This window comes from Cupriavidus sp. NPDC089707 (assembly GCF_044748965.1).
Lineage (GTDB): Bacteria > Pseudomonadota > Gammaproteobacteria > Burkholderiales > Burkholderiaceae > Cupriavidus.
In genome coordinates, this window is sequence record NZ_JBIVHB010000011.1 from 87,947 (window position 1) to 111,395 (window position 23,449).

Here is a 23,449-nt window from a genome sequence, read left to right on the forward strand (position 1 = left end):
CGCCGTTCGTGCTGCTTGCGGCGCAGGCGAGGCGAGATGTCGCTAACTTCTGGGTCGGTTTGGGCGGCCATGCTTCGCAGCGGCTCGGTTCGCTGCATGGCGCGAATTTACCCACGTCACCCAAAATCCGTCTACCGCCTTCTGAGCGGTGTCTGTTCAGGCCCAAACCGCACCCACTCGCGACAGGTTGACAGTGCCATTGCGGACCCGGTGTATCAGGATTCGGCGCCTTCCGTGCTGACACGCGCCGCGAATGTTTGCGCGGTTCGGGGTGCCGATGCGGACACACGGTGGTTGACGCAGGCCACGGCCATCGCGCCCACCGCGCCGGCCGCCGCGATGGCCACGAAGTTCAGCTCCAGCGGGAGCTTGATGGTAACGAGCACGCCAATCACCACGGGAGCCAAAATGGCGCCAGTGCGGCCGATGCCGGATGCAAAGCCGATGCCCGTCGTGCGGATCGCCGCGGGGTAGAACTGGCCAGCGTAGGCATAGCAGAGAATCTGCGTGCCCAGTGTCGATGCCCCGACCAGCGCCACCACCAGGGACATCGGCGTCACGCCGTAGCCCAGCAGCGTCAGCGACACCGCCGACATGGCATAGAAGATGAACAGCACCCACTTGATGTGGAAGCGATCGCCAAGCCAGCCGCCGCCGAGCGCGCCAGCGATTGCGCCGGCATTGAAAGCCAGCAGGAAGTTGAGTGCCGAGCCCAGGCTATAGCCGGCGAGCGCCATCAGCTTAACCAGCCATGTGCTCAGCGCATACGTCATGAACAGCCCCATGAAGCAGGCAACCCACAGCATCAGGGTACTGAACCCGCGGCCGTCGCGGAAGAGCCGCCCCACGGAGGCATCCGCAGCCGTCGTGGTGGCTTCGGCTTCGCTGTGCTGCCGTGGCTCGAAGTGCACGCCAGGCTCGATCCGGGAGGCGATCTGGCCCAGCTCGGCAATGTTGCCCTGCCTGGCAAGATAGGACAGCGACTCTGGCATGAACTTCAGGACTAGCGGCACCAGCACCACCGGCATGCCCGCGGCAATGAACACGGACTGCCAGCCGTAGACCTCCAGGAACTGCTTGCCGAGCAGCGTAGCCACGATGCTACCGACCGCGTAGCCGCAGCCCATCAGCGTCACCATGACACTGCGCACCTTACCCGGCGCATACTCCGACATCTGCGCAGCCAGGCTCGGGATCGCCCCACCGATACCGATGCCGGCCAGAAAGCGCATCGCGCTGAAGCTGACGGGGTCCGACGTGAAACCCGTTGCCGCGGTGAACACGCTGAACAGCAGAATGGAGATCGCAAGGGCCGGGCGCCTGCCGAACCGGTCGGCAAGCATGCCAAGGCCAATGGCTCCCACCATCATGCCGAACAGCGCGGAACTGGCCATGAAGCCGGCGGTGGTCGCGTTCACCCCCATCGTCTTCATGATCGATGGCAGCGCCACCCCGGCGATCGCCAGGTCGTAGCCGTCCACGATAAGGATGATGAAACACCAGGCCAGAACGCGTGCATGGAAGCCATTGAATCTCGCTTCGTCTGCAAGCTTGTGGATGTCGTTGCTACGCATGTCTCCTCCGTTGAATGGGCGCCGCCATTGGGCGCCGGATGGCGCGGCAGCGGTGTGTCCCGCTGTCCGCGCCGATTGATCGGCTTGTCGTCCGTCTGCGCCGTCTGGCGCAACACGTGCTTCCTGCCGGTGGAACTGCAAGGCAGCGACCTGGGTCCCGACCAGGCGCGGCCTCTTGTGATCCCGTTCCGGAATACTGAATTGCTCGCCGTCCGGTGCGGGATGCGCTCACCGTGTGGCGATGTGTCAGTTCCCTGTGAACCGTGGCATCCGTCGTGCGACGAACGCCTGCACGCCTTCCCTTGCATCGACGCTGCGCGCACGCTCCCTGAGCAACTGGTGCTCCAGGTCGAGATGTGCCTGTAAGCCGCGCTGCGGCAGTCCCTCGCACAGTGACTTGATACTCGCTAGTGACGCCGGCGCGGCCTGCGCGAGGCGCGCGACCAACGCCTCCGCTGCATGCGGCAGTTCCGAATCGGGATACAGCGCATCGACCACCCCGTGCGCCAGGCAACGTTGCGCATCGATCGTCTCGCTGAGCATCAGCCACTGCTGCGCTCGTAACGCCCCGACGCGGCGCGCAAGGAAGTAAGAGGCGCCGAGGTCAGGCGACAGGCCGATGGCGGCATAGCCAGTCCGCAGCTTGGTGGATTCCGCTGCCAGCACGAAATCCGCACAGAGTGCGAGTCCGATGCCGGCACCGCCCATGGGCCCGTTCACAGCCGTAACAACCGGCATCGGCGCTGTCGCCAGGCGGTACAGCGCCGGGTGCAAGGGCTCGAGAATGTCGTCGACGAGGGCATCGAGCGCTGCGCCGGCGGCTGCGAACTCATCGATATCGCCACCTGCGCAGAAGATGCGCCCTTCCGCAGCCAGCAAGACGACACGCGGACGTTGGCCCAGCACCTCGTCGATGGCGCGCACCAGCGCCCGGCTGGCGGCACGCGAGATGGAGTTTGCGCGCGCCTGCCGTCTCAGCACAATGCGACCGATCTGGTCGGCCACGCCCCAGGCGATACCGTCGGTTTGCTGCATCTGACCCTCCATATTCAGGAGTTGCGTTGGGTAAGGGAAAGCGGCGCCGCGCTGCGAGGATGCGGCGCACAAGTCCGGGAACACGAAATGGATCCCGGAGAGGTGGTGCTCTGCTTCGTTAAAGCCGGTCGGACGCCTCAGTCTGTCGCCAAAGGCAGGAACTGGATTCCACCGCTGGCTACCACGGCTCCGCCGGCGCCGAGGCTGTATAGCCCCCGCGCCACGTTGTGCGGATGCGAAGCCGCCTCGGCCAGGCTCAGGACGGGCGCAAAGCACGCATCGCTGCCCTCCAGCAACGCGCACCAGTGCGCGCGCGGATGGCTGACGAACAATGCCGCAAGCCGCACCTTCAGACCGGGCCAGGCGCGCGCGTCATACTGAGCGGCCGGGTCCACGTCGGCAAGACCCAGCTTGTCCAGCAGCAGCGCATAGAACTGCGGTTCCAGTGCGCCGAGCGTGATGAAGCCGCCGTCGGCGCATCGGTAGACGTCATAGAAGGGGGAATCGTGAAACGGGCTCGGTTTAGGCCCGTCCAGTTGCCCGCTCGCACGTACCCATTGCGCGATGGTGCCGAGCGTCGCCAGCACGTCGACGATGGCGCCGTCCACCACGCGCCCACGACCGCTGGTGCGAGCTTCCAGCAGCGCGCAGGCTATGCCGAAGGCCAGACCCAACGCGCCGGCGGCATCCCCCACCACGGTAGGCGGCACCATCGGCGCCTGGCCCGCGCGCGCGGATAACGAAAGCAGGCCGGTGAGCGCCACGTAGTTCAGGTCATGGCCGGCGGCTTGCGCAAGCGGGCCGGACTGGCCCCAGCCGGTCATGCGGCCATAGACCAGTCGTGAGTTACGCTCGGCGCAATCGGCCGGGCCCAGACCCAGCTTCTCCATCACGCCGGGCCGGTTGCCTTCGATCAGCGCATCGGCCGAGGCGACCAGCGCCATCGCCTCGGCCACGCCGGACGCCCGCTTCAGGTCGAGCGTCACGATGGATTTACCGCGCCGCAGAGGATTGTCGGCCGCGCCCCCGATGCGTTCATTCACCGCATTCCTCTGCGGTCGGGCGATGACGGTGACTTGCGCGCCCATGTCGGCCAGCATCCTGCCGGCCAGCGGGCCCGGTCCGATCCCTTCGAACTCGACGACGTGGATTCCGGTCAGTGGCGGCTTCATGCGGGCAGCCTCCGTGCGATCAGTTCCTTCATGATCTCGTTGGCGCCGCCATAGATGCGCTGCACGCGTGCATCGGCATACAGCCGTGCAATCGGGTACTCGGTCATGTAGCCGTAGCCGCCGAAGAGCTGCAGGCATTCGTCGGTCACCTTGCACTGCTGTTCCGTGCACCACCACTTCGCCATGTACGCCGCGGTGTCGTCGAGCTGGCCGTCCAGCAAGCGCTGGACGCAATCATTGACAAAGGTGCGCACCACGTGGGCCAGCGTCGCGCACTCCGCCAGCTTGAAGCGGGTGTTCTGGAAGTCATACAAGGTCTGGCCGAACGCCTTGCGCTGCTGCGTGTATTCGAGCGTCAGCTCGACGGCGCGCTCGATGACGGCCGCCGCCGGCACGGCGAGCAGCATGCGCTCATAGGGCAGTTGGCTCATCAATTGGGCGAAACCCTTGCCTTCGCTCCCGCCCAGCAGGTGATCGGCCGGGACGCGCACGTTCTCGAAAGACAGCTCGACGGTGTCCGAGGCATGCTGGCCCAGCTTCTCGAGCCGACGGCCGACGCAAAAGCCTGGCAGGCTCTCCGTTTCCAGCACGATCAGCGACACGCCCCGGCTGCCGGCCTCGCCGGTGCGCACCGCCACCACCAGCAGATTGGCGGTGAAGCCATTGGTGATGAAGGTCTTGGCCCCATCGATCACGTACTCGTCGCCCTCGCGCCGGGCGCGGGTGCGCAGCGCCTGGAGGTCCGAGCCGCAGCCGGGCTCGGTCATGGCGATGCCAGCCAGCATCTCCCCACTGACCAGCTTCGGCAGCCAGCGCTGCTTCTGCGCCGGCGTGCCATAGTCGAGTAGGTAGTGCGAAGCAATGCTGTGGACGGCCGTGATGGCCGGGACTTCGATCTTAGCCAGCTCGTCCTGCACCACCAGCTGGTAAGCCAGGCTGGCGCCGGCACCACCATAGGCCTCGTCGATCTCCGGCAGCAGGAAACCCATCTGCCCGAACGCATGCCAGGCTTCGCGCGGGATGTATCCTTGCCGGCGCCAGCCATCCAGGTTCGGCGCCAGTTCGCCGACCACATAGCGGCGCACCTGCTCGCGGAACGCCTCGATCTCATCGTCCATCCAGCGATGGCGGTACAGTTGCGGCAGCATGGCTCAGCTCCCTCAGATCCCGGTCAGGCCGCCGCTGCACAGCAACGTCTGGCCGCTCACGTAGTCCGACTCCGGGGTGCAGAACAAGTACACGGCCCCGGCGGCTTCATCCGGCGTGCCTGCGCGTCCCAGCGGGATGCCGCGCTCCATGGTGGCGAGCAAATCGGGATTGACGCCGACCTTGATCTCCCGACCCTCGATGTTGGCCGTGGATTCGCCGGCCGCGCCGCTGGTCAGGCGGGTCTTGATCAGGCCGTAAGCCACGCAGTTGACCGTCACGTTCATGCGCCCCCATTCCTTGGCCAGCGTCTGCGTCATGCCAACGATGCCGGCCTTGGCGGTCGAGTAGTTCGCCTGCCCAGCATTGCCGAACAAGCCGGCGACGGACGAGATGTTGACCACCTTGCGCACCACGCGCCGGCCGGCTTCGGTTTCGGCCTTGGACAGCCCTCGGATCACCGGCTGCGCGGCGCGCAAAATGCGGAACGGCGCGGTCAGGTGGCAGTCGAGCATCGCGTACCACTGCTCGTCTGTCATCTTCTGGATCACGTTGTCCCAGGTGTAGCCGGCATTGTTGACGATGATGTCCAGACCCTTGTATTCGTTGACTGCCGTGCCGACGAAGCGCTCGGCGAAGTCCGGCGCCGTTACACTGCCGGCACAGGCTACGGCCTGCCCGCCGGCGGCGCGGATGGCCTGCACGACCTCCTGCGCTGGTTCGGCGTCGAGATCGTTGACGACGACTGACGCGCCTTCGCTGGCCAGCTTGAGTGAGATCGAGCGGCCGATACCGCGGCCGGAGCCGGTGACGAGGGCAACCTTGCCTTCAAGTTTGCGGGTCATAGATATGTTCTCCTTCAGTGCATCAGGGCAGCGCGACCAGCGCCTCGCCTGCAATCTTTGTTTGTCCGAACTGGTTGGCGCTTTGCACCGCGATCCGCACGCAGCGCTCGCCGTTGACTTCGAGCTTCTCGACCACCCGCCCGCTGCAGCGAATCGCGTTGCCAAGATGGGTGATGCCCTGGAAGCGCGCATCGAAGCGGCGCAGTTGCGCCTGCGGCGCCCAGCCGGTCAGAAGCCGGCCCAGCCAGGCCATGCCCAGCATGCCGTGGGCGAACACATCCGGCATGCCGGCGCGACGCGCGTAATCGAGATCAATGTGGATCGGGTGGTGGTCGCCAGAGGCGCCGGCAAAGAGGGCCAGCATGCGGCGGTCCACCGGCGGCAAGGTCAGGGTAGGCAGCACGTCGCCGACCTGCACCGCATCAAAGCTTGGGGTTGTCATGTCCGATCCTTCAGTTGCGTACCACGGTCAGCGAGCGCATGCGGGCGATTGGGTTCCCATGCTGGTTGGTCACCTGCGACTCGACCTCGATGAATTCGAGTGCGCCGCCCTTCTTGTCGTAGATGTCCTTGATGCGGGAGCTGACCGTCACGGTGTCGCCAGCGACAACCGGGCCGAGATACTCGAAACTCTCCTCGCCATGCAGCACCTTTTCGTGCGGCACGCCCAGCAGGTCGAGCAGCCCGAACATGGCGCCTGAATCCAGCTCCGCGGCAAACAGAAAGGTGGGTGGTGCCGGCAAATCGGCATAGCCAGCATCACGCGCTGCGGCCTCGTCTGTGTAGATGGGATTGGTCTCGCCGATTGCCTTGGCGAAGAACCTCAGTCGGCCGCGTTCAATGGGCAGCAGCGAGCTGCCGACTTCGTGGCCAATCCATTTCTTGTCGATCATAGTCAGACCCTCTCGTACAACGTCACCACGCAAGCGCCGCCCAGGCCCAGGTTGTGCTGCAGCGCCAGCCGCACCCCCTCCACCTGACGCGCCCCTGCGCTACCGCGCAGTTGCTCGACCAGCTCGGTGCATTGCGCCAAGCCGGTTGCGCCCAGCGGGTGCCCCTTGGAGAGCAGGCCCCCTGACGGGTTGGTCACAACCTTGCCGCCATAGGTGTTGTCGCCATCGACCACGAACTTCTCGGCGCCGCCTACGGGACACAAGCCGAGTCCCTCATAGGTGATCAACTCGTTGTGCGCGAAACAGTCGTGGAGCTCCACGACGCCGATATCTTCCGGCCCCACCGCGGCGGCTTCGTAGACTTGCCGCGCGGCGTTGCGCGTCATGCTGAAGCCCACCACCTCGCGCATGTCGCGCGCCTCGAAGGCGGGCGGCGTGTCGGTGGTCATCGCCTGGGCACGAATGCGCACGGTGGTGTCCAATCCATGCTTCTTCGCGAAAGCTTCGGAGACAAGCAGCGCGGCCGCCGCGCCGCAGGTCGGCGGGCAGGCCATGAGCTTGGTCATCACGCCGGGCCAGATCATCGGCGAGGCCATCACGTCCTCCTCCGTCACCACGGTCTTAAATAGCGCCAGCGGATTGTTGGCGGCATGCCGGCTAGCCTTGGCGCGGATCTTGGCGAACGTTTCGAGCTTCGTGCCGAACTCCTGCATGTGCGCCAGGCCGGCGCCGCCAAAGTAGCGCAGCGCGAAGGGGAGATCGGGAACGTCGACCAGCTCGGCGGTCACCGCGTCGAAGCGCTCGAAGGGGCTGGCCCGGTCCTCGAACACCGAACCCAGGGCGCCGGGGGTCATCTGTTCGAAGCCGAACGCGAGCGCGCAATCGACGGTGCCGCTGGCGACCGCCTGGCGCGCCAGGTACAGCGCGGTCGAGCCGGTCGAGCAGTTGTTGTTGACATTGACCACGGGAATGCCGGTCATGCCTACTTCATAGAGCCCGCGCTGGCCGGCAGTGGAATCGCCGTAGACGTAGCCGGCATAGGCCTGCTGCACCTTGTCGTAGTCGAGTTTTGCATTGCCCAGCGCCGCCCGGATGGCCTTGGCGGCCATTGCCGGATACGGTTCGCAGGCGCCCGGCTTGGTAAAGGGGATCATGCCGACGCCGGCGACGATCACGGATGAGGTCATGGTGTTTCCTTGGGAATGGAAAGGGTTTAGCTGATGTTGCGCTCTTGGTGTTCCCAGTAGGGCTTGCGCAACTCCGTCTTGAGGATCTTGCCGGCGCCCGACAATGGCAGGGCATCGCGAAAGTGCACGCTGCGCGGACATTTGTAGCCGGCGATCAGCGTCTTGCAGTGGGCAATCAATGCCTCGGCAGACACGGATGTACCCGGCTTGCACACGACGACTGCATGCACAGTTTCGCCCCACTCAGCGCTGGGAATGCCGATGACGGCGCATGCCGCCACGGCAGGGTGTTGGGCGAGCGCATTCTCAACCTCAGCGGAATAGACGTTCTCCCCCCCGCTGATAATCATGTCCTTCAGCCGATCGACGATGAAGATGAAGCCGTCCTCGTCCATATAGCCGCCATCGCCGGTGTGCATCCAGCCATCACGCAGAGCCGCTGCAGTCTGTTCGGGCTTGTTCCAGTAGCCCTGCATCACGTTGGGCCCGCGCACGATGACCTCGCCCACGGTGCCGCGCGGCACTTCGCGGTCCGCCGGGTCGACGATTCGCACCTCGGTGCAGAAGCTGGCACGGCCGGCGGAGCGCAGCTTGCCGAGCTTGCGCGCTTCGGGCAGGTGATACTGAGGGGAAAGAACAGTCGCCAGTGGCGACAATTCGGTCATCCCATAGGCCTGCACGAAGCCAACGCCAGGCAATGCCGCCATGGCCCGTTCCAGCACGGCTTCGGAGATCAGCGAGGCGCCGTAGACAATGGTCTGGAGCGCGCTCAGGTCACGCGGCTTTTGCATCGCCGGGTGGTCGACCAGCATCTGGATCATGGTCGGCACTAGCAGCAAGTGGGTAACGCGATCGCGCTCGAGCGTATCCAGCACCAGTTCCGGCGAGAAGGCCGGGACCACGGAATGCGTATTGCCCTCGATCCAGTGCGGCATCGCGATGCCCATGTCGGCCAGGTGGAACATCGGCGCTGCGTGCAGATAGGTGCCACCAGGCGTGGCCACGCCTTCGGCACGCAAGGCCAAGCCGGAGCTGCAAAGATTGCCATGGCTCAGCATGACGCCCTTGGGAAACCCCGTGGTTCCGCCGGTATAGAAGATGCCTGCCAGATCCTCGTCATGGCGCACTGCGTCCGCCACCGGCGTGGCCTTTACCAGCAGGGCTTCATACCCGTGCATGTCGGCCGGCACGTCGCCGTCACCGCAGTAGATCACCTCACGCAGCGTGGTGGCATCGCGGCGAATCGTTTCGGTGAGCGGGCGAAACGCATCGTCCACCAGCAGAATGGTTGAGCCCGAATCGTTCAGCGAGTACAGGATTTCGGCTGCGGACCAGCGCGTGTTGCAGGGGTTCAATACCCCACCGCCCCAGGGGACGGCCATCTGGTACTCGAGATACCGGTCCGAGTTCAGGGCCAACATGGCGACGCGATCACCCGCCTGCATGCCTAGGCTTTGCAACGCCCCAGCCAGTCGTGCGACGCGGTCCGCAAGCTGGTGAAAAGTCTGCTGCCGTTCACCGAATCGCACCGCAATCTGGTCGGGCTTTTGCTGCACCGCACGATGCAGCGCTTGGGTAAGGTACATGCTTGTCTCCGTCCTGCCCGCACCGATGCGGGTCGATTGCGTTGTTTGTGAGGCCTATGTTAGAAACGCAGGCCCGAGCCAGCAATTGCACTTTGCCTCGATCCGATGGCAGAAGACCTCAATCTACGAATTCCGCCCAGTGACGCTCAAAGCCCCCATCACCGTTCCGGTCGCCTTCGTGCGCGGCATGCTCACTGGTATCCAGGCACGAGGCGAGTCTGGCGACAGCTTCCTCGCCGAGGCAGGGATTTCGGTGGAGTTGCTCGAGCATGCCGGTGCGCGCGTGACGGCCGCCCAGTATGCTGCGCTGTTCCGGCTGTTGATTGAGCGACGCGAGGATGAATGCCTCGGCTTTCTGTCCCGTCCGCTGAAGCCGGGTAGCTTCGCCTTGATGGCGCGCTCCGCGCTGGGGGCGCGTAACCTCGACGCGGCCATCCGGCACGTGTCTCACATCTTCTGGTTATTGCAGGATGACGTGGTCCTAGAACCGCTGCGTGAGGGCGATCATGCGGGAGTTGGCCTGCGCTTCACCAATGCATCCATTGCCCAGCCGGTCTTCCTGCACGAGATGCTGTTGCGTGTCTTCTGGCGCCTCCTGGCCTGGCTGGCGGGTGGCCGATTGCCCGCTGTGCGCTTTGACTTCGCCTTCGACAAACCGCCGCACGTGGATAGTTATGCCAAGATCTTTCCCTCGCAATTGGAATTCGGGCAGCGGCTCACCGCCTTCTGGTTCGATGCAGCGTGGCTGCGCAATCCGATGCGCCGGGACGAAGCCGCGTTGCGCGCTTTCCTCGCCGAGGCCCAGGCTCAGATCATTGTGCCGCGAAGCGGGGACGACGTTGTCAGCGCACGCGTTCGCAGCTATCTGCAACGTACGCAGCCAGTGTGGCCGGACCTGGGTGCCACGGCCGATGCATTGCATATGTCCAACGCGACCCTCCAGCGGCATTTAGCAACGGAGGGGGTCTCGTTCCAGTCGTTAAAGGACGCGTTGCGACGGGACATTGCCATCGTTCGGCTGAACACCAGCACGGTGGCGCTGGCAGAACTGGCGCTGGAACTGGGATTTACGGACAGCGCAGCGTTCCAGCGAGCGTTTAAGGGCTGGACGGGCACGGCGCCGGGGGCATATCGTCGAGCCAAAGCCCCATAAGGGAACCCCCGAATGGCGGTTGCCGGGGGGCCGTCCCGTTGGCTGCGCTCGGTCCGCGCCATTGGGAGCGAACCTCTGAGCGCTACGCACCGATTTGCATGGCCAACTTGCCAACGGTTTGGGGCGTCACATTGTCCCGAAAGCTCAGCTATTTCGAGTGCCTTTCTCCGGCAATGGGCCGATCGGCCTGGCCAGCAGGGTGGTGACCGCCCCGCTGACCTGCCACCCTCCCTTCTCGCTCTCAAAAATGCCATGGACGAGACGGTCGAGACAGATGACTTCCACCCCATTCGCTTCCACCGTGCCGAGGACGTTGGCTACGGTCGTGCCGCGCGTTCCACGCCGCTTGATCGTCGCCACGTTTTCGCCCAGGGCAACTGTATATTCATTCGCTTTCATGCGGCCTCCTTCAGCAGCTGGCGCTGGTCGCGATTCTTGCGGCCGTGTAGCGCCGCCAGATCCTCGACAAATGCATCGAGAAGCGCATCCATGTGCAAAAAGGCTTCGTCCTCCAGTTCCGGCGTCGCCCAATCCAACCCGGCTTCCATGGCGTCGCGCTTGTGCGCCACCATCTGGTCTTGGTAGACATCGATGCTTCCCGGCAGGTGGAAGTACACCACCTTTAACTGGCCCTTCCGGTTCCACCGCAGCGCGCGTCGCATCGCCTGATACTCGATGCGGCCACGTCCACGAGCGGTCGTAGAAGAGCACGTAGTCGGCATAAGGCAAGTTGTACCCTGCCGTACCCGAACTCTTCGTGCACAGCAGGCCGGTGCGCTCGAAATGGCGGAGCAAACTGAAGTGTGATAACCCGATAGCCGGCGCGCGGTCGCTTGCCGGCCATCTACAGACGCTCTCCCCCGGCTTCACACGGACATTCGAACGTCGGCTCCGCGCAGAGAACCGACCGTCCATATATGAACCATGGCGGGCGCGTTGTCGGCCAATTGAGCCATTCGAATATGCCCGCATGAGTGATCGCATTTGGCGCCAATACCAAGGACGCAAGGGTCCGTTGTGATTGGCTGAGTCTGGCGGACCCACTTCGCCCGAACAGCTCTACCTGTTCAGGCATGGCCTCAACCAATTTTGCCTTCTTGTGCTCGACTAGTGGGCCGAACGCCTAGGGCGTCGCGAGATAGTTCTGAGTAATCGCGACCCAGCACGCCGCCCCCAGGGGCAATACCTCGTCGTTGAAGTCATAGCCCGGATTGTGGACCATGCATCCTCCCGACTCGCCTTCGCCATTGCCCAGGATCAGGTAGCAGCCGGGCACTTCGCTGAGCATCCAGGCAAAGTCCTCGCTGCCACCGAGCGATCCCGGCACCTGCGTGATCACATTGCCGGCGCCGACCAGGCCGGCGCAGATCTCCTGCGCGAACCGCGTTTCGGCTTCGCTGTTGATCATCGGCGGAGTCAGCGCGCGGTAGTCGAGCTGCGCCTCCACGCCATGCGCCTGGGCGGTCAGGCAGACGATCTCGCGAATGCGCTGCTCCAGCAGCGCGCGCGTCTCCGGCTTGGCCGCGCGCACGTTCAATCCCAGTCTCACGGATTCCGGGATCACGTTATGCGTGGTGCCGCCCTGGATGAAACCGACCGACACCACCGCGGTATCGCCAGGCGCGACATTGCGCGACACCACTGTCTGCAGCGCGGTGACGATGGCGGCAGCGGCCACCACCGGATCGCGCGTGCGATGGGGTATGGCACCATGTCCGCCCACGCCGCGCACAGTCACGTCGGCCACATCGGACGAGAGGCTGACTGGGCCGGCGACGACACGGAACTTGCCCGCTGCTAGACCGGGCATATTGTGAAGGGCGAACACCGCATCGCAAGGAAAGCGCTCGAACAGGCCGTCCTCGATCATGGCACGCGCGCCGCACAGGTTTTCCTCGTCGGGCTGAAAGATCAGGTTGAGCGTGCCGTCGAAACCGCGAGAATCCGCCAGCGCCTTTGCCGCGGCCAGTAGGATGGCGGTATGGCCATCGTGCCCGCACGCGTGCATGCGCCCGTCCCACTTGCTGGCATATGGCAGGCCGGTCGCTTCACGGATCGGCAGCGCATCCATGTCGGCACGAATGCCAAGGCGCCGCGCGCTGCTGCCCTGCTTCATCTGGGCAACCACGCCGCTCCTGCCGATGCCGGTATGCACTTGGTAGCCCCATTCCGCGAGCAGCGAGGCGACCAGCTTGCTGGTGGCGCCGACTTCAAAGCCCAGTTCGGGATAGGCGTGCAGTTGCCGGCGGATGTCGACGAATTTCGCCGTGTCAATGGTGGAAAGCAATGTTGGCAACGTAGTGGACTTCAGGAAAGGTTGGCGGGTCATCGGCAATCCTCAGGCAGAGAGGTCAATGCTCTTGGCGATCTGCTGGAACTTGGCGGCCTCGCCGGCGAAGAATCGCGCCGCCTCCGCCGTACCCAGCCGGGGTGGCACATGGGCGCCGCCTGCCTCGACCAGGGCGCGCACCGAAGGCAGGCCATAAACCTCAGCGAGGCTGGCGTTCAACTTCTCCACGATCGCATCCGGCGTCTTCGCCGGTACGAACACGCCGCCCCAGGCCTCGAACACCACGTCCTTCAGGTACTGCCCCTCGTTGATAGTGGGCAGCGACGGCGCACCTGCATCCCGTCTGGCCGCCATCACGCCGTAGCACTTCAGCTTGCCCGAGGCAATCATCGCCACGGTACTGGCACCCATGGTCAGCGCCATGAGGTCGACCTGCCCACCAAGCAGGTCGTTGAGCGCCGGTGCCACGCCCTTGTAGGGAACGTGAAGCATCTTCATGCCGGTGCGGGCCCGAATGCGTTCACCGGCCAGGTGCTGCAGCGAACCGACCCCCACCGAGCCGAAGGACAGTGGCTTGTCCGTCTTGCGCCCCAGTGCCACCAGTTCGTCGATGCTGTCGGCCGGCAGGCCGGCGTGTCCGCACAGCACCAGCGAGGTCGAGGCGCCGAGCGAGGCCAGATGGAACTCCGCCGACTTGTAGTGCACCGCCGGATTGGCCAGTGGAGCCAGGATGGTCTCGTTCGGCGAGCCGTAGAACAGCGTGAGTCCATCGGCAGCGCTTCGCAGGAATTTCTGCGCACCCAGCGCGCCGCCCGCCCCGGCCGCATTGTCGATCACCACCGGCTGGCCCAGCCGCTTGCCGAGCTCAGGTGTCAGCCGTCGCGCTGCCGTGTCGGACGGACCGCCCGCCGGGTAGGGGACGATCATCGTGACGGGCCGTTCCGGGTAGCCCGAAGCGGCGAACGCCGCCCTGGGCACGATCGCGCCAATTGCGCCAAGACCCAGCCACTGGTTAAATCTCCTTCGCTCCATAGCCGCTCCGCAGTCGCCGTTGTAGTGTGAGAATACTAGCGATGACAGCCTGCCGGGCTGGAGGCGCAATGACGACAATCAGGGGGCCAAAAACGCCACCCTCGGGAAATCCATGACATTACTCGTCGAGATGATGCTGCCGTCCGAAGGCATGGCGGGAACGCTCTTCTCCATCATCGACACCCTGGTCCTCGCCAATCGCCTGGAAGCCGCGCGCGCCGGGGATGCCGAAGCACAGAAGTCCGGGCCGCCGATCCGCTGGCGGCTGATCGATATCCATGGCAAACCGGTGTCGATCGGTCATCCCCTGCTGGACAGCTATCAGACGAACGCCGACGACAGCGAGGCCGCCGAGCGCCGCGCACTGGTGGTGGCGCCGGTGCAGATGCGCAACCTGCCGCACCTGCGCAGACTGGTGGCCGAGCAGGCCGATGCCGTTTCCCTGGTGGCAAAGCGGCATGCGCAAGGCGCGCTGATCGCAACCTGCGGCACTGGCGTCTGGTGGCTGGCGGCAGCCGGCGTGCTCGAAGGCAGGACGGTTGCCGTTCCCTGGACCCACCAGGCCTGGTTCTCGCGCGAGTTCCCTTCGATCCGGCTCGCGCAGGGACAGGCGCTGGTCTGCGACGGCCCCATCCTGTGCGCCACCACTGCCGCGCAGCAGGTCAGCCTGGCCATCCGCCTGCTGGCAAGCCTCGGGGCCGCGGACCTGGCTGGCCTGGTCGCCAGCATCCTGCTGTTCGACGCCGAACGCGAACAGGTCATGACCGACATCGCCGAACAGGGCATGATCTCCTATGCATCGGACAGCGTGCTGTACAAGGCGATTCAGTGGATGCGCCGCCACCTGGACCAGCCCATCACGCTTGACGATGTGGCCCGGGCTACCTGCGCCAGCACCCGCACGCTGCTGCGTCATTTCGACCGGCACCTCTGACAGAGCCCGGGCAACTACCTGGCCAGTCTCCGCATCCGGCGAGCCGAGCTGCTGTTGCAGATCACGCTCAAGGAAATCGGCGAGATTGCCCAGGACTGCGGCTACACGGATATCCGCGCCTTCCGCAAGGCGTTCCGCCGTCTCAATGGCCACAGCCCCTCAGAGTACCGGGACCGGTTCGGCCTGCGCGGTAACCGCAAACGCTGGCGCCTTCTGGAAGCGTTGGCGGACGAATCGCCACTTGTCTAGCCATGCCCTTCTGACAATGTGCGGCACGCGGAACTGCTTGAGGCGATGGCTCCTATCCAGTATCTGTCCGTTGTGGCCGAGAACCTGCCTGCCGACGTAACTGCACAAATGTCCGTTTCACCTTGGAAGCCGCCATTGGGGCTGCGCGGGGGCCGAACGGCAGAAGAGGGTCGGCCAGCGCCGGTCGGCACCCTGCCCTCACTTGAGACCGGTCAGCGGCGGCCACCTCGAAGGAGACCGGCCAAATCGAGGGCTGATTAAGCGGCAAGGCCGCAGGGCTCTCCTCCGGAGACCGCGGTTAGCTTCGTCGCTGCCCCCGCTTTGGCGTGCTGTTTCCAACAACGGCTATTTGTCGCATCTCCCCCCTGTCTGCTGGTCTAGTGTTGCGCCACCGCGTCGGCGTCATCCCGAACTGCGCCGCAAACCAACGGACGAACGAGCCATAAGAGGAGTATCCGAGCGACTCGGCAATGCGTCCCAGCGAGAGGCTTCCATTGTCCAGATAGTGGATGACAAGATCGCGCCGAACGTTATTGACCATGTCGGAAAAGACCGCTCCGGTGCTTTCGAGCTGGCGCTGCAGCGTGCGCACGTTCATTCCCACGCCTTGAGCAATTTGCTCGATGGTAGCGCGCCCTATCGGAAGCATGAGATAGATCGCCTTGCGCACCTCGAGTACAACTGACGGCTCGTTAGCCCCCGGCAACCCTTCAAGCAAGCGTTTGGCATGGCGCGCCATGACGGGGTCGGCAATAGGATTGGGAATCTCCAGGTCGGCAGCTCGGCAAACCAGGCCGTTGAACGAGCTTGCGAACTCCAGCTTCTCCCCGAAGATGCGGCGATGCAGCCGCAGATCTGGCGGGGCGTCATGGGTGAATTTGACGCCAAGGGGGTACCAGGAGGTGCCCAGAAGCGTGCTGCACATGCGTGACAGCGTGCCCAGCGCCAGCTCAACTGACTGTATGGATGGGCCAGCGTCATCCGCGACGACGTCCTCCCGCACGAAAACCTTCTTGCCGACCTCCTCGATCCGGATGACCAGGAACTCATTCATCAGGTGCCGAAACTGAATCAACGTTCCAACAGCGTCGCGCAGGGTCCTTTGATGCGTGAGCAAAACGCTGACGACACCGAGATCGGACAGTTGCCACAGTTCGGCCATACGCAGCCCGAATGTCGGACATTGCGTGATCCGCGCTGACTCTTCCAGCAAGGTAACGGCGCCACTCCCGGAAATCCACTGGTCCGGGTCCGCAAGCGCCTCCCTGCTCAACCGCAATTTCCGTAGCAACGGCTGTGGTTCCAGGCCCAATTGCTGCGCAACCTTGAAGTAGTTCTTCAGCACGCCAGTGCGAATCAATGTGCCCATCGTCTCTTCTTCACCCGGGGAGTAACCCGGATCCGTTCCTTCAGAGGAAACCCGGGCACGCCCAATAGTCTGTCATGAAATGAGATGTGAATGTCATGAAATGAGAGAAAACGATGGCCCCGCGATTACTAGACTGATCCCGGTTCGACCTCAACAGTTCGTTGCGGTGCCGATAGCTGAACTCCCCATTTAAGGAGAACGAAATGCAATTTCTGGATGATTCGCTGCACCCGGAGAACATGGACAAGGTGGTCATCACGGTGGCCCCCTACGGTCCGGAATGGATGCCGGAAGATTTTCCGGAAGACATCCCGGTGACCATGGAAGCGCAGATCCAGAAGGCCGTGGATTGCTATGAGGCCGGCGCCAGCGTGCTGCACCTGCATGTGCGCGAGCCGGATGGCAAGGGCTCCAAGCGCTTGTCGATGTTCAACGAACTGATTGCCGGCGTCCGCAAGGCGGTGCCGGACATGATCATTCAGGTCGGAGGCTCGATTTCGTTTGCGCCGGAAGACGATGGCCAGGCTGCCAAGTGGCTGTCGGACGATACTCGACACGCACTGGCCGACCTGGACCCGAAACCGGACCAGGTGACCGTAGCGCTCAACACCATCCAGATGAACATCATGGAGTTGATCTATCCGGAATACTACGAAGGCACGTCCCTCGCCAATCCGGCTACGTACGATGCCTACCGTGAAATGATCGTTCCGGCAGGCCCGACCTGGGCGGAAGAGCACTTGCGCCGCCTGCAGAATGCCGGCATCCAGCCGCACTTTCAGCTGGTTGGCATGCACGCGCTAGAAACGCTGGACCGCATGGTGCGCAAGGGTGTCTACAAAGGCCCGCTGAACCTGACCTGCATCGGCATCGGTGGCGGCCACCATGGACCGCATCCGTACAACCTGTTCGACTTCATCCAACGTGCACCGGATGGCTGCACCGTTACCGCCGAGTCGTTGTTCAAGAACGTACTTCCGTGGAACACGATGGCATTGGCAATGGGTATGCATGTGCGCTGCGGCATTGAGGACACCCTCATCGATCAGCATGGCAGGCGCTTCACCTCGGTGCAGCAAATTCAGCAGCTCGTGCGAATCGCCAGGGAGTTGGGCCGCGACATAGCCGATGGCAAGGAAGCGCGGGAAATCTACCGCATTGGCACCTGGTACAACGATGTCGACGAAACCCTGGCAGGCAATGGCATGACCCCGAACCGCAAGCCTGGTGTCAAGAACGTGCCGCTGCGCCGCGCAGCCTGAGTCCCGACGACGCGCAGACAAGAAGAAGAGGAGAAAGTCTGAGCGCTGCCGGTGTGCTCCCCTCTCCCGCATGCGGGAGAGGGGTAGGGGGAGAGGACAGGCGCGTGGCAAGCATCGTGGCGCCCCACATCGTGGAGACCTCTGCCCTCTCCCCCCGTCCTCTCCCATAAACGGGAGAGGGGAGACGACATTGGCAGCCTGGACCCGCTCATGCAGACGCACCGGCCATTCGCACAGCCACCGCATACGACGCCGTAACAACCTACGCAAAGAGCCAAATGATCTCGAACATCATCCGACTCACACGCCGTACCTGTCTTGCAACGCTGCTGTCCGCCCTGCCCCTTTCCAGCGCGCTGGCGGACGGAAATTGGCCCAATCGCCCCATTCGCATCCTCGTTCCAGCTCCGGCCGGAGGCGCATCCGACATGATCGCGCGTACGATTGCGGAGAGCATGCGCCAGAACCTCAGACAATCCGTAGTGGTTGAAAACAAGCCCGGCGCGGGGGGCATCATCGCCACGGAAACAATGCTCGGCGCGCCACGCGATGGCTACACATTCGTGCTGTCTCCCAACTCACTAGTGACGGAGAACCCATACAGCTACAAGTTCCGCTTCGATCCGTTCAAGGATCTGGCACCGGTCGCTGAAGTGGCCAGCGTGCCGCTGGTGCTGGTCGCCAACCCGCGTCTGCCGGTCACCAATGTCAGCGAGATGGTGGCCTATGTGAAGGCGCATCCGGGAAAGGTCTCCTACGCGTCCTATAGCCCGGGTACGCTTTCTCACATCAAAGGCATGCAGTTCAACAAGGCGGCCGGGTTGGACATGGAGCACGTCGGCTACAAAGGCTCGCCCCCTGCGCTTACCGACCTCATGGGCGGCCAGATTCAGTTCATGTTTGACGGCATGGGCACCGCGCTTGCGCTCGTGAAACCCGGCAAGGTCCGGGCTCTGGCGGTGACATCGGCCGAGCGTTCACCGTTCCTGCCCGATGTGCCGACCATGGCGGAAGCGGGCTATCCAAATCTCAGCCAGATCGTGGGAACCAGCGTCTGGTCCACGCCCGACGTCCCGGCTGCCATCCGCAGCAAGCTGCAGCGGGAGCTGCTCAAGGCCGTCTCATCCCCTGCAGTGAAGAGCCAGCTTGCGGCACTTGGAATGACCGCGGGGAGTCCCACGCAGACCACCGCCGACCTGGAGAAATCACTCAAGCGGGAGAACGAGCGGACCGGTCAGGCGCTGCGTGCCATCAACTACATGCCCTCCTTGAACTGACGCCATGCACGACGACAAGTACACCGGTACAAGCACCCCGCCAGCCACGCCCATCAGCGACAACTTGCGCGCGAGCGGCTACTGGAATCCAGAGTGGAACAGCTTTACGGAGCTCGATCCCATCTGGACCGAGAAATTCCTCGACATGGCCATGCATCCGATGACCAAGGGGCTGATAGAGCCAAAGGTCTGGGAGTTCATCTCCATCGCCGTCGATGTCTCCTGCACGCACATGTACGGTCCTGGCACGCGGCGCCATATCCGCCGCGCGCTTGAACTGGGCGCCACCAAGGATGAGATCGCCGCGGTCCTTCAAGGCGTTAGCGTTCTAGGCTTGCACGCGAACAGCATGGGTGCGCCGATGCTGCTCGAAGAAGTCGCGCGCTTTGACGCGCATTCTCAAAGCAGCAAGTGACTCTCTTCTAGCCAATGCACAGCATGCCGGTCAGCCTCATGGACTGACTGGCACGTTCAACGGACACATAGGTGGGCGACGAAGGCCCGTAACGGTTCGGTCACGGCCGTCCGACCGGCTTGTCAGCGAGGGCGGCAGCGATCGTGATCGACTCATTGCGGCGAGTTGCTCCCGTTCGCCCGCTGACACTTCCATCTCGAAGGGCGGGCCATGGATACAGTCCGCGAAGATCAGCCGATGCGCCTGCCTGGATAAAGGATGTGCGCAGCGAAAGGCAATCGCTGTGGCGGGCCGGCTCCCATCCGGCAAATCCAGCCCACCTCCCCGGCACGGGGAGGGAGTCCCCCACTGGCAGCGCGTTAATCTCGGCAGCCGAGCAGGAAGTACTCGAGCAAAGTCACCTGGAACTGGGATGGCGGACGGTAACGGCAACAGCAAACCGCGCGCTGCGTGCCGTCTCCCTCTACCGGATGTCGGATCCTTGTAGAGGTTTTCCAATCCGACCCGCGGGTCGGATTTTTTTATGCCGGCAAACGAACGCAGAGCCCAGAGCCTGCGCCTGGCGGGCCCCACCCCACCCCCTGGTGTAGTACCAGCGCCGCGCCAACTGTCCCATGATGGCCTGTGCGGGGATCAGCCCGCTGACAACAGGAGACTCCATGCATGAGAACCGGCGTCGCACACTGCGACACCTCGGTGGCACCATCGCCGCTGGCGCACTTGGCGGCCTGACGGCGGGGCTGGCGCGCGCGCAGGCTGCCGCGCCTTTCCCAACGCGACCGGTACGCGTGATCTACCCGTTCAACCCTGGCGGCATGGGCGACGCCGTCGTTCGCTCGCTGTTCAATACGGTCGGACAGGCCTGGGGGCAGCCGGTCGTGATCGAGAACCGGCCCGGCGCCGGAGGGCTGATCGGCGCCGACCAGGTCGCCAAGGCAGAACCCGACGGCCATACCCTGCTGTTCACCTTCACGGCGCTGGTGCAGGTGCCGAGCCTTGTCAGCAAGCCACCGTTTGACCCGATCCGCGACTTCGCCCCTGTATCGGAACTGGCCACCACGCACGTGGTGCTGGTGGCAAGGCCGGACGTACCGGCGCGCACGGTGAAGGAATTCGTGACCTATGTGCGAAGCCAGCGTCGAGCCTTTCCTTATGGCACCTATGGGGTGGGCTCGACCGGGCATCTGCTGATGGAGATCCTTGCGAAGCAGGCCGGCATGGAGATGAGCGCTGTCGCCTACAAGGGGGAAGCACCTCTGCTGACCGACATGCTCGGCGGGCAGGTAGCAGTGGGCTTCCTCTCGTCGACGACCGCCCAGCAATATGTGCGCGCCGGCAAGCTGCGCCCGCTGGCCGTCGCTGGCGACGACCGGTCGCCGCTGCTGCCCGAGGTACCGAACTTCAGTGAATCCGGCTACCCGCAGGTCGAAGGCAGCGGCTGGATCGGTTTGTTTGCGCCGGCCAGGGCACCGAGATCGATCGTCGAGCGCATTTCGGCCGACGTGAATCGCGCGCTGAGCAAGCCTGAAGTGCGCAAGAAGATGGAGGAGTACGGACTTGTGGTGCGGGGCACCACGCCTGCCGCATTCACCGAGGCTGTGCGCAGGCAGCATGCCTATTGGGCCAATGCCATCCGCAGCAGCAACATCCGCCTCGATTGAAGAGCAACACGCGCAGCACACCATCACAGGCAGTGACCGACCGAGTCGCGCCCGCAAGGAGACACGCTTGAACCTGAACAGGCGCCGCGCACTGCGGCACATTGGCGGGGCAGCCGCATGGACTGCGATGCTGCCCCATGCTTTGCAGGCAGCGCAGGATGGCTTCCCTTCGGGCCCGCTGCGCTTCGTGGTGCCGCTCAATCCCGGCAGCGGCGCGGACGGAAGCACACGCTTCATTGCCGAACGCATCGGCAAGCGGCTAGGGCAGCCCGCGATCGTCGAGAACCGCCCTGGCGGCGACTTCATCATCGGGGTCCAGGCGCTGCTCAATGCTCCGCCGGATGGCCATACACTGATGCTGCTCTCGGCGACGTCGATGGTCGTCAACCCAATCATCCGCAAGGACCTGCCATACGACCCGCTGCGCGACATCCGCCCACTGGTCGGGACTGTCAACGGGACAGCCGCGCTGGTGACGGGTGCCGGAAGCCGCTTCCGCACGGTGGCGGACGTCATGAATGCTGCCCGCAAGACGCCACAGGCGGTCAGCATGGGCTATTACGCCCAGCTCTACCGGATCGGCGGACTGATGATGGAGGACATGGGCAAGGTCCGCTTCAGCCACGTGCCGTACAAAGGCTTCACGCAGGAAAGCACGGACCTGATCGGCGGGACACTGGACGTCGCCTTCGTCGACGCTGGCGCCGCCCTCCCGGCGATCCGCTCCGGCCGCCTGCGCGCACTCGCCGTCGCCAGCAAGCGCCGCCACCCCGACCTGCCTGAAGTCGCCACGCTGGACGAACGCGGCTTTCCTGGCCTGGATTTGCCGATCTGGGTTGGCTACGGCGTCAGTGCCAGGGTGCCGCAGGCGCGTGCCGAAGTCTTGCAGCGCGCGCTGTTGCACGTGGTGGGCCAGCCCGACTTTCGCGCCTACACAAGCCAGAATGGCAGTCTCGAAGTCCTGGCGCTGCCCGGCAAGGAACTGGAGCACCGCATCGCAGCCGAGACTGCACTCTACCGACGCCTGCTGGAGAGCGCCGGGCAAGCCGGCTAGCGGCACAGCTGAGCCTCCCCGAGGGCCGTCATCCCGGCCCTGGCACCTGCCCTCCCCCCCGGTGCGGGGTGGGGGCGCACCACTTCGCGGACCCGATGATCGCTCTATCCCGTCGGCCTTCACTGGCCCGGCCGTATTTCCGATTCGATCAGGGGGTTCCATGCAAGTCATACGCAACGTCTACCGCGAAGATCACGAAATGCTTCGCGAAACAGCCCGGCGCTTCTTCGAGCGCGAATGCGAGCCTCGTCAGCAGGCCTGGGACGAGGCCGGCCGGGTGGACCGCGAGACCTGGCTCAAGGCAGGTCGCGAAGGCTTGCTTTGCGTCACCATGCCAACCGAATACGGCGGCGGCGGCGGCGATTTCGGCCACGCGGCGGTCATCGTGGAAGAGCAGTTCAGGGCAGCTGTGTCCGGCGCCGGATTCTCGCTGCATTCCGACATTATCGCCCCCTACCTGCTCCGGCTCGGCACCGAAGAACAGAAGCAGCGCTGGCTGCCCAAGGTCTGCGCCGGCGAAACGATCCTGGCCATCGCCATGACCGAACCCGGCGGCGGCAGCGACCTGAAGTCAATCCGTACCACCGCCGTGCGCGATGGCGACGAGTACGTCATCACCGGCAGCAAGACCTTCATCAGCAACGGCTTCAACGCCGACCTCATTATCGTCGCGTGCAAGACGGACCCGGCTGCCGGCGCCAGGGGTGTCAGCCTGATCGCGGTCGAGACGACACGCGAGGGCTTTCGCCGCGGCCGCAAGCTGCAGAAGGTTGGCCAGCCGGCCGCCGACACCGCCGAGCTGTTCTTTGACGGTGTACGCGTGCCAGCCGCCAACCTGCTGGGCGAAGAAAACAAGGGGTTCTCCTACCTCATGCAGGAACTCGCGCAAGAGCGCCTGCTGATCGCGGTGTACTGCACGGCAAAGACCGAGCGCCTGCTCGAACACACCGTCGAGTACGTGAAGGATCGGAAGGCTTTTGGCCAGACGGTCTGGGACTTCCAGAACACCAAGTTCAAGCTCGCGGACGTCAAGGCCCAGGTCATGGCCATGCGCACGCTGACCGACTACTGCATCGGCGAGCACCTGCGCCGCAGGCTGACCGTCGAGGAAGCCGCAGTTGCCAAGCTGTACACCACCGAAACAATGTGGAAATGCCTGGATGACATGGTGCAGCTCCACGGCGGTTACGGCTACATGCTGGAGTACCCCATCGCGCGCGCCTTTACTGACATGCGCATCGCGCGCGTAGCCGGCGGCGCCAGCGAAGTCATGCGCGAAATCATCTCCCGCAAGCTGTAAGCAAAGTGACCTCAA

General features: G+C 64.2%; 21 protein-coding genes and 2 pseudogenes. 9 read left to right on the forward strand and 14 right to left on the reverse strand.

The features are described from left to right. Positions 1–215 precede the first annotated feature (215 nt). From ACIP1U_RS18915 to ACIP1U_RS18955, 9 genes are all read right to left on the reverse strand, one after another. Positions 216–1,574, reverse strand: coding sequence for an MFS transporter (locus tag ACIP1U_RS18915; RefSeq protein WP_400317755.1), 1,359 nt, complete (start codon positions 1,572–1,574; stop codon positions 216–218). Between the two features lie 246 nt (positions 1,575–1,820). Then, positions 1,821–2,609: an enoyl-CoA hydratase/isomerase family protein gene (locus ACIP1U_RS18920; protein ID WP_400317758.1), complete on the reverse strand. Its 789-nt coding sequence runs from the start codon at positions 2,607–2,609 to the stop codon at positions 1,821–1,823. 137 nt (positions 2,610–2,746) lie between these two features. After that, the gene (locus tag ACIP1U_RS18925; RefSeq protein ID WP_400317760.1) at positions 2,747–3,781 is read right to left on the reverse strand and encodes a CaiB/BaiF CoA transferase family protein; all 1,035 of its coding nucleotides are present in this window, start codon (positions 3,779–3,781) and stop codon (positions 2,747–2,749) included. Then, positions 3,778–4,929 carry an acyl-CoA dehydrogenase family protein gene (locus ACIP1U_RS18930; protein WP_400317762.1) on the reverse strand — a complete coding sequence of 384 codons (1,152 nt, stop codon included), beginning with the start codon at positions 4,927–4,929 and terminating at the stop codon, positions 3,778–3,780. The genes ACIP1U_RS18925 and ACIP1U_RS18930 overlap by 4 nt, the downstream gene beginning before the upstream one ends. 12 nt (positions 4,930–4,941) lie before the next feature. Then, the gene (locus ACIP1U_RS18935) at positions 4,942–5,772 is read right to left on the reverse strand and encodes an SDR family NAD(P)-dependent oxidoreductase (RefSeq protein WP_400317764.1); all 831 of its coding nucleotides are present in this window, start codon (positions 5,770–5,772) and stop codon (positions 4,942–4,944) included. A 22-nt stretch (positions 5,773–5,794) separates the two neighbouring features. Further along, positions 5,795–6,214 (reverse strand): MaoC family dehydratase, encoded by a 420-nt coding sequence (locus ACIP1U_RS18940; RefSeq protein ID WP_400317767.1) that lies wholly within the window; start codon positions 6,212–6,214, stop codon positions 5,795–5,797. Between the two features lie 10 nt (positions 6,215–6,224). Further along, positions 6,225–6,665, reverse strand: a complete 441-nt coding sequence (locus ACIP1U_RS18945) for a MaoC family dehydratase N-terminal domain-containing protein (RefSeq protein WP_400317770.1) — start codon at positions 6,663–6,665, stop codon at positions 6,225–6,227. A 2-nt stretch (positions 6,666–6,667) separates the two neighbouring features. Beyond that, positions 6,668–7,852 (reverse strand): lipid-transfer protein, encoded by a 1,185-nt coding sequence (locus ACIP1U_RS18950; RefSeq protein WP_400317773.1) that lies wholly within the window; start codon positions 7,850–7,852, stop codon positions 6,668–6,670. Between the two features lie 26 nt (positions 7,853–7,878). Further along, positions 7,879–9,438: a long-chain-fatty-acid--CoA ligase gene (locus ACIP1U_RS18955; protein WP_400317776.1), complete on the reverse strand. Its 1,560-nt coding sequence runs from the start codon at positions 9,436–9,438 to the stop codon at positions 7,879–7,881. Between ACIP1U_RS18955 and ACIP1U_RS18960 the strand changes: the two genes are divergently transcribed. Continuing rightward, the gene (locus tag ACIP1U_RS18960) at positions 9,437–10,591 is read left to right on the forward strand and encodes an AraC family transcriptional regulator (protein WP_400317779.1); all 1,155 of its coding nucleotides are present in this window, start codon (positions 9,437–9,439) and stop codon (positions 10,589–10,591) included. The genes ACIP1U_RS18955 and ACIP1U_RS18960 overlap by 2 nt on opposite strands. 144 nt (positions 10,592–10,735) lie before the next feature. Here the strand turns inward: ACIP1U_RS18960 and ACIP1U_RS18965 are convergent, their stop codons facing one another. The 4 genes and pseudogenes from ACIP1U_RS18965 to ACIP1U_RS18980 all read right to left on the reverse strand — a co-directional run bounded on the left by ACIP1U_RS18965 (position 10,736) and on the right by ACIP1U_RS18980 (position 13,913). Further along, entirely contained in the window at positions 10,736–10,990 is a 255-nt protein-coding gene (locus ACIP1U_RS18965; protein WP_400317782.1) for a hypothetical protein, read from the reverse strand. Continuing rightward, positions 10,987–11,365 (reverse strand): annotated as a pseudogene (locus ACIP1U_RS18970) (helicase); the annotation flags it as partial. The gene ACIP1U_RS18965 and the pseudogene ACIP1U_RS18970, both read right to left, overlap by 4 nt. Before the next feature lie 349 nt (positions 11,366–11,714). Continuing rightward, positions 11,715–12,920 carry a M20 aminoacylase family protein gene (locus tag ACIP1U_RS18975; protein WP_400317785.1) on the reverse strand — a complete coding sequence of 402 codons (1,206 nt, stop codon included), beginning with the start codon at positions 12,918–12,920 and terminating at the stop codon, positions 11,715–11,717. Between the two features lie 9 nt (positions 12,921–12,929). Beyond that, the gene (locus ACIP1U_RS18980) at positions 12,930–13,913 is read right to left on the reverse strand and encodes a tripartite tricarboxylate transporter substrate binding protein (protein ID WP_400317788.1); all 984 of its coding nucleotides are present in this window, start codon (positions 13,911–13,913) and stop codon (positions 12,930–12,932) included. A 112-nt stretch (positions 13,914–14,025) separates the two neighbouring features. Here ACIP1U_RS18980 and ACIP1U_RS18985 point away from each other — a divergent pair, with 112 nt between their 5' ends. Together ACIP1U_RS18985 and ACIP1U_RS18990 are read left to right on the forward strand one after the other, a co-directional pair. Further along, the gene (locus tag ACIP1U_RS18985) at positions 14,026–14,847 is read left to right on the forward strand and encodes a hypothetical protein (protein WP_400317790.1); all 822 of its coding nucleotides are present in this window, start codon (positions 14,026–14,028) and stop codon (positions 14,845–14,847) included. A 15-nt stretch (positions 14,848–14,862) separates the two neighbouring features. Then, a pseudogene (locus tag ACIP1U_RS18990) lies at positions 14,863–15,096 on the forward strand (helix-turn-helix domain-containing protein); the annotation flags it as partial. A 298-nt stretch (positions 15,097–15,394) separates the two neighbouring features. Here the strand turns inward: ACIP1U_RS18990 and ACIP1U_RS18995 are convergent. After that, positions 15,395–16,465, reverse strand: coding sequence for an AraC family transcriptional regulator (locus ACIP1U_RS18995; protein ID WP_400317793.1), 1,071 nt, complete (start codon positions 16,463–16,465; stop codon positions 15,395–15,397). Between the two features lie 203 nt (positions 16,466–16,668). Here ACIP1U_RS18995 and ACIP1U_RS19000 point away from each other — a divergent pair, with 203 nt between their 5' ends. The 6 genes from ACIP1U_RS19000 to ACIP1U_RS19025 all read left to right on the forward strand — a co-directional run bounded on the left by ACIP1U_RS19000 (position 16,669) and on the right by ACIP1U_RS19025 (position 23,434). Continuing rightward, a complete protein-coding gene (locus ACIP1U_RS19000) occupies positions 16,669–17,727 on the forward strand; it encodes a 3-keto-5-aminohexanoate cleavage protein (protein ID WP_400317794.1) in 1,059 nt (352 codons plus the stop codon). Positions 17,728–18,005: 278 nt separating this feature from the next. Then, on the forward strand, positions 18,006–19,004 hold the full coding sequence (locus ACIP1U_RS19005) for a Bug family tripartite tricarboxylate transporter substrate binding protein (RefSeq protein ID WP_400317797.1): 999 nt from the start codon (positions 18,006–18,008) through the stop codon (positions 19,002–19,004). A gap of 4 nt (positions 19,005–19,008) precedes the next feature. After that, the gene (locus tag ACIP1U_RS19010; RefSeq protein WP_400317800.1) at positions 19,009–19,419 is read left to right on the forward strand and encodes a carboxymuconolactone decarboxylase family protein; all 411 of its coding nucleotides are present in this window, start codon (positions 19,009–19,011) and stop codon (positions 19,417–19,419) included. 659 nt (positions 19,420–20,078) lie between these two features. Beyond that, positions 20,079–21,080 (forward strand): Bug family tripartite tricarboxylate transporter substrate binding protein, encoded by a 1,002-nt coding sequence (locus tag ACIP1U_RS19015; protein ID WP_400317803.1) that lies wholly within the window; start codon positions 20,079–20,081, stop codon positions 21,078–21,080. A gap of 67 nt (positions 21,081–21,147) precedes the next feature. Next, complete coding sequence (locus ACIP1U_RS19020) at positions 21,148–22,134, forward strand: Bug family tripartite tricarboxylate transporter substrate binding protein (RefSeq protein ID WP_400317806.1); 987 nt, start codon at positions 21,148–21,150, stop codon at positions 22,132–22,134. A gap of 160 nt (positions 22,135–22,294) precedes the next feature. Continuing rightward, the gene (locus ACIP1U_RS19025; RefSeq protein WP_400317808.1) at positions 22,295–23,434 is read left to right on the forward strand and encodes an acyl-CoA dehydrogenase family protein; all 1,140 of its coding nucleotides are present in this window, start codon (positions 22,295–22,297) and stop codon (positions 23,432–23,434) included. The last annotated feature ends 15 nt before the right edge of the window (positions 23,435–23,449 follow it).